The following is a 14,864-nucleotide window of genomic DNA, read 5'->3' on the forward strand; positions in this document are numbered from 1 at the left end:
AGTCCCCTTGCCGCTGTCTTTCGACACTAATCTGATTGCCTGCGACTGGCGCCTCACGATGGCGACAGGCCGATCTCACCATAAAGTTATCATGTCCTTTTCCTCACTCGGCTTGTCCGATGCTATCGTTCGTGCCGTTACCGAACATGGCTACACTGTGCCAACCCCGATCCAGACCCAGGCGATCCCTGCCGTGCTGGCTGGCGGCGACCTGCTGGCCGGCGCACAGACCGGCACCGGCAAGACGGCCGGCTTCACGCTGCCGATCCTGCACCGCCTGTCGACCGACGCTAACGGCGCGGCCATCACCAGCAATACCTCGACCCGCCCGATCCGCGCCCTGATCCTTGCGCCAACGCGCGAACTGGCAGCACAGGTGGAAGAAAGCGTGCGTGCCTACAGCAAATACACCAAGCTGAATTCGGCCGTGATCTTTGGCGGCGTCGGCATCAATCCGCAGATCAAGCAGCTGAAACACGGCGTCGATATCCTGGTGGCCACGCCTGGCCGCCTGCTCGACCATATGGGCCAGGGCACGGTCGACCTGTCGAAAGTGGAAATCCTGATCCTCGACGAAGCCGACCGCATGCTTGACATGGGTTTTATCCGCGACATCAAGAAAGTGCTGGCAGTGTTGCCACCGAAACGCCAGAACCTGCTGTTCTCGGCCACCTTCTCGGATGAAATCAAGGCGCTGGCCGATGGCCTGCTGAACAAGCCGGCCATGATTGAAGTGGCGCGCCGCAATTCAACCGTGGAAGTGATCAAGCAAAAGATCCATCCGGTCGACCGCGACAAGAAGCACCCGATGCTGTCGTACCTGATCAAGGCCCATAACTGGACCCAGGTACTGGTATTTACCCGCACCAAGCACGGCGCCAACAAGCTGGTCGAGCAACTGGGCGCCGACGGTATCGGCGCGCTGGCCATTCACGGCAACAAGAGCCAGTCGGCGCGTACGCGCGCGCTGTCCGAATTCAAGGACGGCACGCTGCAGGTGCTGGTGGCCACCGACATCGCCGCGCGCGGTATCGATATCGACCAGCTGCCACACGTGGTCAACTACGACCTGCCGAACATTCCGGAAGACTATGTGCACCGTATCGGCCGTACCGGCCGCGCCGGCGCCAAGGGCGAAGCGGTGTCGCTGGTGTGCGTCGATGAGCACGAAATGCTGAAAGACATCGAAAAGCTGATCAAGCAAACGCTGCCGCGTGAAGTGATCGAAGGCTTCGAGCCGGACCTGAACGCGCGTGCCCAGCCAGTCCAGCTGCGCAGCGGCAACCCAGGCCACCGCAACCCGCGCCCTGCTGGCCAGGTGGTGCGTGTGAAGACCGGCGGTGGCGGCAGCAAGCCACGCAGCGGCGGTGGTGGTGGTGGTAATGGCGGCGGTGGCGGTGGTGGTAACCGCAGCGGCAACAGCCAGCCACGCTCGGCGGCCAATCACCGCTCCGGCGGTCGCGGCCGCTAAGCAGCTGCCCGCCTGACAAGAGCCGCTCCCGACTTCGGTCCGGAGCGGCTTTTTTCCGTCCGTCGTTTCAGTCGACCATTTGCCCCAACGCAATGCATTGAAGCAAGAACAGCGCGACACTGGATGCTCATTTTCTTCCACGGTGCATCATGCGTACTGTTCAGGTCACGCTCTCGTTCTGCCTGTGCTTGTGTCTGTGCGGCTGCGTGGTGGCGCCCGGCGCCTCACCGTCCACGCAACAGGTGCGCGCACTGGCAGCGCAGGACGACGCCATCGCCGATTTTTCTGCCCTGGCGCTGCGCTACCGCGACAGCTACGAGCGCTTGCAACCGTATCTCGATGCACAGCAGGATGCGCTGGAAAAGCGGCTGGACCGCCAGCGCCGCGACATGTATCGCGATGTGGCCCAAATCAGCCTGGCGCTGAGCCAATACCTGCAGGCGCTGGCCCAGCTGGCCAAGCAGGACCGGCACGCCATGACTGCCGAAATCAACAGTGCCGGCGTGGCGATCCGTGCCTGGCCCGACGCGGGCATCAACGACGAGGCCGTGACTGCCGCCACCATCGTGCTGCGCCTGCTGGCGCGCCTGCAGGGCGAAGCGGGCCAGCGCGCCGTGCTGGCACAAACCCTGCAAGAAGGCAATCTTCCCGTGCAAACGCTGCTGGCCACGCTGGAGCATCTGCTCAGCCTGTACGACCGCGCCGGCGACAATGAACGCGATATCGTGCTGGGACTGTTGGAAACCGATATTGCCTTTGCCGAAGCGCCAGCCCAGCGGCTGCTGGCGGTGCTGGCAAAAACCGTGCAGCAAAGCAAGAAGGAAGAATACCGGCTGTATGGGCTGCGCCATACGCTGGCGCGGCAAAAGCTCAGTGCGCTGGCGCGCCAGCATGCCTTGCTGGCCGGCATGGAGCCGCCGTTATGGTAACGCCGAACCAGCCGGTACTGGCAGATGGATTGCCGGAGCAGCCATTGGCCGAACAGCTGGGCGACGAGCTGACGCTGACTGCCGCCACCTTGCATGCGGCGCTGCGCCGCGCCATCGCCCGCCGTGGCGAAGACGGCGCCAATGCGATCAGCCAGCAGCAGGTGCAAACCATCTTTGCGATGGAGGTGGCACTGCGCCAGCAAGCCAATACCCTGTATGCGCGTGCCGCCGGCAGCGTGCTGGCGGTGCTGGCCGGCGAACAGCAGCAGCTGCAATCGCTGCTGCTGACGGTGCGCCGCACGATGGAACGCCACGATGACGCCAGCGGCTGGATCAGCGTGGCCACGGGCGTGCTCAACCTGGGCAGCGCCGTGTTGTCGGGCAACCCCGAGCGCATCCTGACCCAGCTCGCCCGGCTGCGCGAACGGCTGCCCTGAATATCGCGCCAAGCCATTTGTCGCCGCTTGCGTGCGCAGCGCACCTGCCAGACTGTGCCAGAATGCAGGCACTGCATCGTGAAAGGTGATCTCATGACTTATAAAACCATCCTGCTGCATGTGGACGACGGGGCCGGACGCGACGCGCGTATTGCCGCTGCCGCCAGCGTGGCGCAGGCCTGCGGCGGCCACCTGACCGGCGTGGCGCTGACCGGCGTGTCGCGCCTGCTGTACCAGAACCAGCCCGACCTCGACGCCGATCCCAACCTGACCTTGCACCTCAACTTCCTGCGTGAACGCGCCGCGCGCGCGCTCGACGGCTTCGGCGCCCAGGCTGCGGCGGCCGGCGTGGCCTCGTTTGAAGAGCGCGTAATTGACGATGAGGCGGCCGGCGGCATCAGCCTGCTGGCGCGCTACGCCGACCTGGTCGTGATCAGCCAGTACAACGCCCAGGACAAGTCGCCGTCAGTGATGCGCGATTTTCCCGCCTATGTGCTGCTGCACTCGGGCAAACCGGTGCTGATCATGCCTCATTCGGCGCAGGCCACCGCGCCGGCGCAGCCTGCCAGCGCACGTAATGTACTGATTTCATGGAAAGGCAGCAAGGAATCGGCGCGCGCCGTCAGCGCCGCCCTGCCCCTGCTCCAGCGCGCCGGTACCGTGCATGTGGCCGTATTTGACGCCCAGATGCATGGCGCCGAGTATGGCGAGCATCCGGGCGCCGATATCGTGCAATACCTGGCGCGCCATGGCGTGCAGGCACGTTTGCAACTGCTCGACGGCGGCGGCAACCGGCGCAGCGATATCGGCGAGGCGCTGCTGGCGCATGCGTCGGACGTGTCGGCCGACTTGCTGGTGATGGGCGCCTACGGCCACTCGCGCCTGCGTGAAACCATTTTGGGTGGCGTCACACGCACGGTGCTGCAAAGCATGACGATGCCGGTGCTGATGGCGCACTGACAGCGGCTGGCCACTGCGCCTGCGGTCAGTCGCGCCACGGCTGGCTGCGGATCTTGGCCACCTGGCGCTGCGCCAGCCATTGCCACAGCTGCAGCGCATCGTCCTGGCACAGGGCCGACATGCGGCGCGGGCTGGCCAGCGCGATTTCGCAATCGCGGTCCGACCATTCCTCGAAAGTGACTTCGCCACCGCTAGCGACTTCGACCTGGTACATCAGGCCGTCGTCGTAGCCAAAGCGCAGCAAGGCGCTGGCGGGACTGCCATCGGCGGTGTCCGTTTTGCCACGGTATAGCTCGGCAAGCGTCTCGGCCAGCTGCGACGGCGTGGGCGCGCTGACGTCGCGCCCATCGGGCCGGGTGAGAATAAACCAGGCTTGTGTCATGTATCGCTCCCTGTCACCGCTCGTTAGCGTAAGGCTGGCAAGTGCAAGCAATAGTGGCGGCGATACGGCCGTACCTGTGCGCTGGCGCCATCCCTGTCTGTACCGGTCGATACCGCTGGCCGGTACATTAGTCCTACTAATCTTAACAGCGATGATACCGAAAATCACGCAAGCTGGGTTGGGCGTTGCAAACGCCGTTCAGGCAACCAGTACCGGCAGGCTCAGCGGGTCGAAATCGCGCCAGTCGCCGTCGACGATCTCGCCTTCTGCCTCTTCGATCTGCCAGGCGCCTTCGCCGCGCAGCGTGGCCAGCGCCGCCTCGCGCTCGGCCGGCCCGTCAAAGGCGACGGCCAGCAGCATGCCGGGCTGGCGCGGCGCATGACGGTTTTCCTGCGGCACGCTGTCGCGGTCTTCCGGTGCCACGTCTTCGCCTTCGCCGGCGCCCTTCATCTTGTTAAGGCTGTAGAGCGAGCCGACATGGGCGCCCACCAGCGCACCGACTACCGGCCCCAGCGGCCCGGTAGCGAGCGCCGTGGCCGCACCCACGCCAGCGCCGACGGCGGCGCCCACTGCCGCGCCGCCGGCCACGCCTTCCGGCGTTTCCTTGGCGCCCGGCGACATGTCGCGGTCGCCGCCCAGCGCATGCAGGTCATGCTGGCCCGGCTGGTTCACAAAAAAATCGCTGATGCGCTGGTCGGCAAAGCCGGCGCGGTTCAGGGCGGCGCGCGCGGCCGCCACCTCATCCTGCAACTGGAAATGGCCTGCAAGTATGCGTGACATGATGGCTCCTGGTCGTGGAATAGCATGCTGCGCAGCATGCGCCCGCCGGCGCGCGCCGACTGTACGCCTGCGCACGCAGCAGCCATTTGAAACGCAGCGGTGCCAGCAGCGATCAGGCCAGCTTGAGCATTTCACGGTACAGGTCGGCCTTGCCTTCGAAGCCGATGCCGGGCAGTTCCGGCAGCACGATATGGCCGTTGTCGACCGTCACGCCATCGGGGAAGCCGCCGTACGGCTGGAACAGGTCCGGGTAAGATTCATTGCCGCCCAGGCCCAGGCCGGCCGCAATATTGAGCGACATCTGGTGGCCGCCGTGCGGAATGCAGCGCGCAGGCGACCAGCCGTGTTCGCGCAGCATGTCGAGGGTGCGCAGGTACTCCACCAGACCGTAGCTGAGCGCGCAGTCGAACTGCAGCCAGTCGCGGTCGGCGCGCATGCCGCCGTAGCGGATCAGGTTGCGTGCATCCTGCATCGAGAACAGGTCTTCGCCGGTGGCCATCGGGTTCTTGTAGTAGTTGCGCAAGGTCGCCTGCAGCTCGAAGTCGAGCGGATCGCCCGGTTCCTCGTACCAGAACAGGTCGTACTGCGACAGCGCCTTGGCGTATTTGACGGCCGTATCGAGGTCGAAGCGGCCATTGGCGTCAACCGCCAGCTTCTGGCCGTCCTGCAGCACGCTCAGCACCGAATCGATGCGGCGCAGGTCTTCGTCCAGGTCGGCGCCGCCGATTTTCTTTTTCACCACCGTGTAGCCGCGGTCGATATAGCTACGCATCTCGTCTTTCAGCTTGTCGTGATTCTGGCCCGGGTAGTAGTAGCCGCCGGCCGCATACACGAAAATCTTGCGCTCGGCCTGGCCGTTGCCGTAGCGGTCGGCCAGCAGCTGGAACAGCGGCTTGCCTTCGATCTTGGCCACCGCATCCCACACCGCCATGTCGATGGTGCCGATGGCCACCGAACGCTCGCCGTGACCGCCCGGCTTTTCATTGGTAAACATGCAGTTCCAGATCTTGTGCGGATCGAGATTGGTGCCGGCGTCGTCGATCAGGCTGGCCGGGTCGGCTTCCAGAATGCGCGGGATAAAGCGCTCGCGCATCAGCGTGCCCTGGCCGTAGCGGCCGTTGGAGTTGAAGCCGTAGCCGATCACGGGCTTGCCGTCGCGGATCACATCGGTCACCACGGCGACCAGGCTCAGCGTCATTTTGCTGAAGTCGATATAGGCGTTGCGGATAGGGGAACTGATCGGTACGGTCTTTTCGCGGATTTCAACGATTTTCATGCGGGTCTCCTTTGAGTGCGGTGCGTGACTGATAAAACACAGCTTACTCTTGAAACCAGCACTTATAATTCACTGAAATTTAAACCATTATTCACTTTAAATGAAAACTGCACCCGATCTGGATTTCTTTGTCCTGCTGGCCAAGCTCGGCAATATGACGGCTACCGCACGCGAACTGGGCCTGACGCCGCCCGCGGTGACAAAACGCCTGAGCCAGCTGGAACAGCGTCTGGGCGTGCGCCTGGTCAACCGCACCACGCGCCGCATCAGCCTGACCAATGAAGGCGAACTCTACCTGGCGCAGGCCACGCAGATCCTGCATCAGATCCGCGACATGGAAGAATCGGTTTCCAGCGGACGCGCCGCACCCAAGGGCCTGCTGCGCGTCAACGCCACGCCCGGTTTTGGCCGCACCCGCATCGCGCCCATTGTCTCGCGCTTTGCCCATGCCTACCCGGAAGTGGAAGTGGAACTGCATCTGACCGACCGGCCGATCAGCCTGGTGGAGGAAGCCTACGACCTGGCGATCCGCTTCGGCGAACTGCCCGACACGCGCCTGACGGCGCGCCGGCTGATGGCCAACCGGCGTTTCCTGTGCGCCTCGCCAGCCTATCTGAAAGCGGCGGGCGAGCCGCAGACGCCGGAAGAGCTGCACCGCCACCGCTGCATTTTGCACCGCCAGAACGACGATGTGTATGGCACCTGGCGCTTGCAAAAGGGACGCGCGGTGGAGCTGGTCAAAGTGCGCGGGGCAGTGTCGAGCAATGACGGCGATATCGTGATGAACTGGGCGCTGGACGGCCACGGCATCGTGCAGCGCTCGGAGTGGGACGTGGCCAAATACCTGGCCAGCGGGCGCCTGCGCGAAGTCATGCCGGGCTACACGCTGCCCTCGGCCGACCTGTATCTGTACTACCTGTCGCGCAACAACCTGCCGGCCAAGATGCGCGCCTTTATCGACTTTCTGGTGGCCGAGTTCGGGCCGGCCTGAGCAGTTTTACCAGCGCGGGGCATAGTTGGCAAACACCGGCTCCTGTGCCGCATCATCGGGCGGCGGCGACATCCAGTCGCGCGGATCGACCTTGTAGTAGCCGAGGAACTGCGCATACAGTTCCTCGTGGTGTTCGGCCATCTGGTACGGCTTTTCAAAGAATGTTTCGGTGGCCACGGCAAAAAATTCGGCCGGGTTGGTGGCGCCGTAATGGTCCATCACGCTCTTCTGGTGATAGATGGCGTCGTGGCGCAGATTGTCAAAGTCACGCAACAGCACGGTGGCCCAGCTGCGGTAACTGCTGACGTTCGGCAGATACGGCGCACCATTGGCGGCGCCCGATTCACTGTCGAGCTGATGGGCAAATTCATGCAGCACTACATTGTGGCCGTCGGTCCAGTCGGCGGCGCCGCGCTGCACATGGTTCCAGGCCAGGATCACGCGGCCATCGCCCCACGACTCGCCCAAGAGGCCATTGGCCGACGGCGTCACCACCCCGCCCGGCCCCACTTCATTGCGCGTGACCACGAATTCATCGGGGTAGACCAGGATGGTGTCGAGTTCGGGATAGACGGCGCTCTGGCGATTGAGCAGCAGCAAGCAGGCCTGGCCGGCAATGGTGTAGCGCATCTCGTCGGTGATAGTCAGGCCGGCGCAGCCGACAAACTTCTTCTGGTACAAAAACTGCACCACCAGCGATTGCAACTGCTGCTGCAGCGGCGCCGGCATGCGCGCATAGACGGGAATGTTTTTTTCCAATATCGCCAGGCCGTCAGCGGACAATGGCCGCGACAGGGCGCGCTTCAGGCGCCAACGCGGGAACCACAAGGAAAACACGATGGCCAGCGTGACAAGGGCAATCCACAGCAACGGGTTCATGCGGGCCACCCTGAACTACCCGGTGCAGGGACGGTGGCATGGCGGATGGTAATCATATGACAGGCTGGCAAGGAACGCTCCTCAAGGTCACCGCCGCATATCGGCGGGCTATGCCAGCCACATGGGGATGCTTGACAGGGTTTCAATCCTTTCCAGGCAGACAGCAAAAAGCCGGGCATTGGCCCGGCTTTACTGGGAGTATCAGAGCATGACCGCCCCAATGCACGGCAAACCCTGCTACGGTGTTGCTCAGGCCGTGGTTTGCGCCTTCTGCTGCGGTGCGCCGAACAGGGCGGCAACCAGCGGATCGCGGGTCACCGGGCCGCGGTTGACGCGAATGGCGTAATGCGTGTCATCGGCCAGGATATGGAAGTGACGGCCGCTGCCTGCCATGCTTTGCTCGCGCAGACCCGGACGGTCTTTGCGCGGTGGCGCGCCTTCGCGTTTTGGCTGCACGATGGCGGCCAGGAAGGCTTTCACACGTTCAGGGTCTGGCGTCAGCTGGTAGACTGCCTTACCCAGATAGGTGGCGGTGCCTTCGATATAGCGGGCCAGTTCGATCACGCCGGCTTCGCGCAGGTCGCGGATGTATTTGCGGGCGCCCGATGGCGAAAATTTCAGGAACCAGGCGATTTCATCTGCCAGCATTTCATGATTGGACAGTTCGCCAATCAGCTTTTGCATGTTCTCGATCCGGCGCAGGGTGGCGGAAGTGGAGCGCACACGTTCGATCGGCGCCATGGAAATTGGATTCATGCGCTCCGGAGGAATCGGGGCGGCGCGTTCCACCATGGTCATTGAAGAAGCTTTACCGGTCGCACGAAGTTCCTGGTGCGCTGCCTTCATGTCGCTCTTGACGTGAGATTGAGTCATTGCATGCATTTGAATACTCCTAAATTAACGATTGCAGGTAGCCCGAATTATTGGGTTTTTGGCATTTTTCATCCAAGAGACCGCTAATTCCAGGCGTCTGACCACAGAATGCCGTCCTGGACGATGCTGGTCTGTGCGTTAACGAACATTGCTGACGGTTTTTTGCTGAGAAAGTAAAAATATTCCATCAAGCACCAATTATCAGAACACTTGCTGCCGCACCGTTTGCCAAAATGCAGCGTGCCAGGCACATGCATGTCGAAAGACCAAACTTGGCTAAACGTGAAATGGCGAACAGAAGCGCCACGCTCGTTAACATAAAATTAATCCGAACGTCAGGAACCCGATACGGCGCTTTGTTTCATGAATTTTTGGTTCACTATTTCATGGTTGCGCTTTATCGTTAGCTTCACCTCCTGCCGACACCGTTCGATGTCTGGCCCTGGCATGGCCTGCCATGCATATGGCACCGCCCGCCGGCTTTCCGTCGGTTTTCAACCTTATCGGATACGCACAGGCGCTACCGGCAAGGAGTTAATCAGCGTCAGCCTCGCTAACTTACTAGTTACTATTTGCAAAGGAACTATCATGAAGATCACTTATCTGTTGGCCGCCACCGCCCTGATCAGCCTTTCCGCCTGCAAGAAGCCGGCTGACGCCCCCATGCCGGAAACCACCCCGGCCGTGACCGCGCCAGCGGTCACGCCAGCGCCTATGCCAACCGACCCGGCGGCGCCGGCCACGACGCCAGACGCAGCGCCTGGCACGCCCGCTGCGGCACCATTGACCGACCCGGCCACCACGCCGGCCGTACCGCCAGCCGAACCAGCCAAATAAGCCGATACCCTGGTTCATCCCAGCGATGTCGCGCAATGCAGACAGCTGAGTACCAAAGTTACAACAACGGTACAACAGCGGCACCGCATCAGCACCCCGGCCAGCGGCCGGGTGCCTGATCGTGCCCATTGCGCGGCATTTCCCCTACTCCTCGGGGGAGTTGCGCGTTGCGAAGGTTATGCAACGCGCTTTTTTCTATTGGAGTAAGCCTTGAAGGCTTAGTTCACCCCAATGCCAGCTGGGCTGTTTGATGCAGCTCAAAGCCTCTTTTTCCCGATCTGATAATCCGCACCACTTTTTCGCCCTGCGTGCGGAAAGGCAGAATCACGCGTGCCACCTGCTTTTGCGCACGTACAAATTCAGCTTTAGAAACAATCACTTGTCAGCAAGCAAAAAATGCGTTCCACTGGCATGGAAGATGCTTTTATATTTTTATGGCCGCCGTCAGAGCAGCCGGATCACATAAACCATCTCACGATTGGAGACACAGCATGGCCCGTACTTTCACCCGTAGCACGTCCTTTGTTTCGTCCTTGTTCAACGCCAGGGCGCTGGCTGTTGTCGTGGCGTTCGCGGCGCAATGGCCGCTTGCCGCGCAGGCCGCCGATGTGGTGCGCCTTGGCAACCTGAAGTTCGCCCACTATGGCGCAGTCGCCTACATGAAGGAAATCGCGCCCAAATACGATTTGAAAATCGAAGAGCGCATCTTCGCCAAGGGCCTCGATATCGTACCGGCCATGATCGCCGGTGAAATGGACGTCTCGGCCAGCGCACTGGAAGCGGCCATTACCGGTCGCGCCAGCGGTTTGCCGGTCTACCTGGTGGGCGGCTTCGCCAAAGGCGGCGTGCAGATCGTCGGCCGGCCCGACCTCAATCTGAAGACCATTGCCGACCTGAAAGGCAAGAAAGTCGGCGTCACGCGCGGCGGCCCGCAGGAAATCCTGCTGTTTGCCGAACTGTCCAAGGTGGGACTCACCTGGTCGGACAAACCGGGCAAGGATGTGCAGATCCTGTACATGGGCTACCCCGACCTGAACCAGGCGCTGCTGACGCGCGATATCGACGCCATGAGCCAGTCCGAGCCGTACTCGACCCAGGCGATCCACAAAAAATACGGCTCGGCCATTCTGAAGCCTTACGACACGCCGCTGGGCGAACCGGTGCGCGCTCTGGTCATGTCGGAAAAAATGTACAGGGAAAAGCCGGCCGTGGCGCAGCGTTTCATGGACTGCTTCGTGGCGGCCACGCGTCAGTTCCTGGCGGACCCGAAGCTGGCTGAAAAATATGTGCGTGAGTCGATGTTCAAGAACCAGATCACGTCCGAAGACTACCGCGATGCGATCGACAACGCCATCTTCACCGAAGACATCAGCGTCAGCCATGTGCAACTGACCACCGACTACATGATCAAGTTCGGCGTGGGCCGCATGACCAAAGCGCCAGCAGCCAAAGACTGGGTCAAGCTCGATCTGCTGGAAAAAGCCAAGAAGTCCTACACACCCCGCTAACTTCGAAAGCCTGACGATGAATGTACAGATGATGAAACGCTTCGCCCACGGCGCCATCGTGCCGGTGGCCGTGCTGCTGCTGTGGCAGGCGCTGTCCTCCTTCGGCTGGATCAATCCGCAAATCCTGCCTTCGCCGGTGGCGGTGGTGGTCAAATGGTATGAGTATCTGATGCCGCTCGAAGCCTATACGCCGGGCTCAGGCAGCTACCTGGCCTGGATGTTCTCGGGCGAATTGCCGCATGACGCCTGGGCCAGCCTGTCGCGCGTGCTGGGCGGCTTTGCCATCGGCGCCGGCCTGGCCCTGCCGCTGGGCCTGCTGATGGGCACCAACCAGACCATCTACAAGCTGTTCGACCCGCTGGTGCAGGTGCTGCGCCCGATTCCGCCGATTGCCTATATTCCGCTGGCGATCCTGTGGTTTGGCCTGGGCAATCCGCCGGCCTTCTTCCTGATCAGCATCGGCTCGTTCTTCCCGGTGCTGATGAACACGATTGCCGGCGTGCGCCAGGTCGACGGCATCTACATCCGCGCCGCGCGCAACCTGGGCGCCAGCCAGATGACCATGTTCCGCCGCGTCATCCTGCCGGCGGCCACGCCGTATATTCTGGCCGGTGCGCGCATCGGCATGGGCACCGCGTTTATCGTGGTGATCGTGGCCGAGATGATCGCCGTCAACAGCGGCCTGGGTTTCCGCATCCTGGAAGCGCGCGAATACTTCTGGTCCGACAAAATTATCGCCGGTATGTTTACCATCGGCCTGTTCGGCCTGGCCATCGATATCGCCATGAATGCCCTGAACAACCATCTGCTGCAGTGGCATCGCGGCCTGGAACACTGAGAGAACGCCATGACCACCATCAATATCAATGCCGTCAATAAAATCTTTGCCACCGGCGGCAATGAAGTCGTTGCCCTGAAAGATATCAACCTCGATATCGCCAGCGGCGAATTCATCTGCCTGCTGGGACCGTCAGGCTGCGGCAAATCGACCCTGCTCAATGCGATTGCCGGCTTTTCCCACCCCACTTCGGGCCAGATCACGGCCGGCGGCAAACTGATTACCGCGCCGGGACCAGACCGCGGCATGGTGTTCCAGGAGTACGCGCTGTTTCCATGGATGACGATTGAAAGCAATATCGCTTTCGGCCTGGAGATCGCCGGCAAGAGCCCGGCTGAAATCAGGGAACGGGTCGATATGCTGCTCAAGATGCTGGGCCTGTCCGAGTTTCGCGCGCGTTATCCGAAAGACCTGTCGGGCGGCATGCGCCAGCGCGTGGCAATCGCCCGCGTGCTCGCGCTCGATTCACCGATCATGCTGATGGACGAGCCTTTCGGTGCGCTCGACGCGCTGACCCGGCGCAACCTGCAGGACGAGTTGCTGAAAATCTGGAAAGTCTTCGGCACCACCATCGTGTTTGTCACTCACTCGATCGAGGAATCGATCTATCTGGCCGACCGCACCATCGTGATGACCTACCGCCCCGGTACCATCAAGCGCGATGTGGCCATCGAACTGCCACGCCCACGCGACCCGAGCGACCCCGAGTTCAACCGCCTGAAACGCATGCTGGGGGAAATGGTGATGGAAGAGCAGCAGCGTCATCATCATGCCGAAACCATGGCCAGCACTGCCGACTGACGCGCTGCATGCTGCTGCGCAAGCGCCCTTCCGGGCCGCTACTGCCGGTTCTGCTGGCGGTGGCGTCGCTGGCGCTGCTGGCCTGGGCATCGTACGCCTGGGTCTGGCAGCGCCAGCTCGACGAGCTGCACCGTACGCTCGATTCGCGCGCCGAGCTGTATGCGGCGTCGATCGGCGGCGCGCTCAACAAATACGAATTCCTGCCGCTGGCGGTGGCGCAAAGCGAGGCGGTGGCGCAGCTGCTCGAGCATCCCGACGCCGCCAGGGTGGCGCAGATCAACGCCTACCTGGTCGACATCAACCGGCGCGCCGGCGCCTTCGCCGTCTACGTGCTCGACAGCCAGGGCACCACGCTGGCGTCGAGCAACTGGCAGGACCGCAGCTCGTACGTGGGCGTCAATTACGGCTTCCGGCCGTATTTCAAGCAGGCCATCGCCGGCGGCATCGGCCGCTTCTACGGCATCGGCGCCTCGACCTTCGAGGCCGGCTATTTTATTTCGCAGCCGGTGCTGCGCAACGGCAAGGTCATCGGCATCGTGGCGGCCAAGGTCAACCTGGACTGGATTGAACAGTCGTGGCGCTCGCCCAGCGCCAGCGAGCAGATCTGGCTCAAGGACGCCAACGGCGTGATTATCCTGGCCACCACGCCGGCCTTCAAGTTCAGGACGCTCGGTGCGCTGGGCAGCGCCGCCAAGCGCGATATCAGCGAGCAGCGCCAGTTCCTGCAAGAAAACCTGCCAATCCTGCCGCACCGCCTACAGCGCCGCTTTGCCGACGGCGCCAGCGTGATGACGCTGGAACGTCCGCCAAGCAGCGAGGCGGCCGCGCTGCCGGGCAGCGGCGACTACCTGGCCGTCAACCGCACGCTCGGGCCCTTGCACTGGCAGATCACGGTGCTGGCCGAACTGGACCAGGTGGTAGAGGCGGCGCGTAGTGGCGCCGTTGGCGCAGCACTGGCCTGGGCACTGCTGATGCTGGCGCTGATGTACGCGCGCCAGCGCCGGCGCCGCCTCGACGAACGCCAGCACGCGCAGCAGACGCTGGCGCGCGCCTATGAACAGCTGGAATTGAAGGTGGATCAGCGTACGGCCGACCTGCTGCACGCCAATGTGCGCCTGCAGGCCGAAGTGGCCGAACGCGAACGGGCCGAACAGACGCTGCGTTACGCCCAGGCCGAGCTGGTGCAAAGCGGCAAGCTGGCCGCCATCGGCCAGATGGCGGCCGGCGTCACGCATGAACTGAACCAGCCGCTGGCGGCGCTGCAGACGTTTTCCGACAATGCCAGGGTGCTGCTGGAACGCGGGCGCATCGACGACGCGCTCGACAACCTGACGACGATTTCCGCCCTGGTCACGCGACTCGGCTATGTCACCTCGCAATTGAAAGGCTTTGCGCGGCGCGGCGACGATGCGCGCAAGCCGGTCAGCGTGCGCCAGGCATTTGCCCACACCATGCTGCAGATCCGCACGCGTCCGGGCGCGCAGCGGCTGCAGTTGCATGAACAATGGCCGCAGGAAGAACTGGTGGTGCTGTGCAGCGCCATCGGCCTGGAGCAGGTATTGTCCAACCTGATCGGCAACGCCATGGAGGCGGTGCCGGCTGAAAAAGAAGTGCAACTGTGGCTGGCGGTGCGGCGCGATGGCGCGCAGGCCGGGCAGGCATACATTACCGTGACCGACAACGGCCCCGGCATTCCCACCACGGCGCTCGAGCGCATTTTCGATCCGTTCTACACCACCCGCGAAGAAGGATTGGGGCTGGGCCTGTCGATCAGCGCGGGCATCGTGCGCGCCGCCGGCGGTTCGCTGGCCGCGCGCAACCGTTCGACTGCCGAAGGCGGCGGCGCACAGTTTACAATCACGCTCACCTGCCACGACCATCATAAAGGCAGGGACGAATAGA

At 62.7% G+C, this 14,864-nt stretch carries 15 protein-coding genes; 10 read left to right on the forward strand and 5 right to left on the reverse strand.

The features are described 5' to 3' along the window. The first annotated feature begins 91 nt into the window (after positions 1–91). The 4 genes from GCM43_RS12290 (at position 92) to GCM43_RS12305 (ending at position 3,797) form a co-directional block, all read left to right on the forward strand. Complete coding sequence (locus tag GCM43_RS12290; protein ID WP_152244609.1) at positions 92–1,471, forward strand: DEAD/DEAH box helicase; 1,380 nt, start codon at positions 92–94, stop codon at positions 1,469–1,471. 149 nt (positions 1,472–1,620) lie between these two features. Then, positions 1,621–2,400 carry a hypothetical protein gene (locus GCM43_RS12295; RefSeq protein ID WP_152244611.1) on the forward strand — a complete coding sequence of 260 codons (780 nt, stop codon included), beginning with the start codon at positions 1,621–1,623 and terminating at the stop codon, positions 2,398–2,400. After that, positions 2,394–2,837: a hypothetical protein gene (locus tag GCM43_RS12300; RefSeq protein WP_152244613.1), complete on the forward strand. Its 444-nt coding sequence runs from the start codon at positions 2,394–2,396 to the stop codon at positions 2,835–2,837. Before GCM43_RS12295 ends, GCM43_RS12300 begins: the two co-directional genes overlap by 7 nt. Before the next feature lie 93 nt (positions 2,838–2,930). After that, complete coding sequence (locus GCM43_RS12305) at positions 2,931–3,797, forward strand: universal stress protein (RefSeq protein WP_152244615.1); 867 nt, start codon at positions 2,931–2,933, stop codon at positions 3,795–3,797. A 25-nt stretch (positions 3,798–3,822) separates the two neighbouring features. On the opposite strand, the gene GCM43_RS12310 is transcribed toward GCM43_RS12305, so the two are convergent. The 3 genes from GCM43_RS12310 to GCM43_RS12320 form a co-directional block, all read right to left on the reverse strand. Next, complete coding sequence (locus GCM43_RS12310; RefSeq protein WP_152244617.1) at positions 3,823–4,179, reverse strand: hypothetical protein; 357 nt, start codon at positions 4,177–4,179, stop codon at positions 3,823–3,825. 198 nt (positions 4,180–4,377) lie between these two features. Continuing rightward, positions 4,378–4,959: a hypothetical protein gene (locus tag GCM43_RS25820; RefSeq protein ID WP_193315605.1), complete on the reverse strand. Its 582-nt coding sequence runs from the start codon at positions 4,957–4,959 to the stop codon at positions 4,378–4,380. Positions 4,960–5,071: 112 nt separating this feature from the next. Then, complete coding sequence (locus tag GCM43_RS12320; protein WP_152244619.1) at positions 5,072–6,235, reverse strand: mandelate racemase/muconate lactonizing enzyme family protein; 1,164 nt, start codon at positions 6,233–6,235, stop codon at positions 5,072–5,074. A gap of 100 nt (positions 6,236–6,335) precedes the next feature. Here GCM43_RS12320 and GCM43_RS12325 point away from each other — a divergent pair, with 100 nt between their 5' ends. Further along, entirely contained in the window at positions 6,336–7,226 is an 891-nt protein-coding gene (locus GCM43_RS12325) for a LysR family transcriptional regulator (RefSeq protein ID WP_152244621.1), read from the forward strand. Between the two features lie 6 nt (positions 7,227–7,232). Here GCM43_RS12325 and GCM43_RS12330 read toward each other — a convergent pair whose 3' ends face one another. Together GCM43_RS12330 and GCM43_RS12335 are read right to left on the reverse strand one after the other, a co-directional pair. Continuing rightward, entirely contained in the window at positions 7,233–8,105 is an 873-nt protein-coding gene (locus tag GCM43_RS12330; RefSeq protein ID WP_152244623.1) for a M90 family metallopeptidase, read from the reverse strand. 249 nt (positions 8,106–8,354) lie between these two features. After that, the gene (locus GCM43_RS12335; protein ID WP_413770951.1) at positions 8,355–8,987 is read right to left on the reverse strand and encodes a winged helix-turn-helix domain-containing protein; all 633 of its coding nucleotides are present in this window, start codon (positions 8,985–8,987) and stop codon (positions 8,355–8,357) included. A 579-nt stretch (positions 8,988–9,566) separates the two neighbouring features. Between GCM43_RS12335 and GCM43_RS12340 the strand changes: the two genes are divergently transcribed. From GCM43_RS12340 to GCM43_RS12360, 5 genes are all read left to right on the forward strand, one after another. Then, entirely contained in the window at positions 9,567–9,815 is a 249-nt protein-coding gene (locus tag GCM43_RS12340) for a hypothetical protein (protein ID WP_152244625.1), read from the forward strand. A gap of 491 nt (positions 9,816–10,306) precedes the next feature. After that, on the forward strand, positions 10,307–11,323 hold the full coding sequence (locus GCM43_RS12345) for an ABC transporter substrate-binding protein (protein WP_152244627.1): 1,017 nt from the start codon (positions 10,307–10,309) through the stop codon (positions 11,321–11,323). A gap of 28 nt (positions 11,324–11,351) precedes the next feature. Then, positions 11,352–12,161 (forward strand): ABC transporter permease, encoded by an 810-nt coding sequence (locus GCM43_RS12350; protein ID WP_413770952.1) that lies wholly within the window; start codon positions 11,352–11,354, stop codon positions 12,159–12,161. Positions 12,162–12,170: 9 nt separating this feature from the next. After that, positions 12,171–12,962 (forward strand): ABC transporter ATP-binding protein, encoded by a 792-nt coding sequence (locus GCM43_RS12355; protein WP_152244631.1) that lies wholly within the window; start codon positions 12,171–12,173, stop codon positions 12,960–12,962. Positions 12,963–12,970: 8 nt separating this feature from the next. Next, on the forward strand, positions 12,971–14,863 hold the full coding sequence (locus GCM43_RS12360) for a sensor histidine kinase (protein ID WP_152244633.1): 1,893 nt from the start codon (positions 12,971–12,973) through the stop codon (positions 14,861–14,863). Position 14,864: the final 1 nt, after the last annotated feature.

Source organism: Janthinobacterium aquaticum, assembly GCF_009208565.1.
Lineage (GTDB): Bacteria > Pseudomonadota > Gammaproteobacteria > Burkholderiales > Burkholderiaceae_D > Janthinobacterium.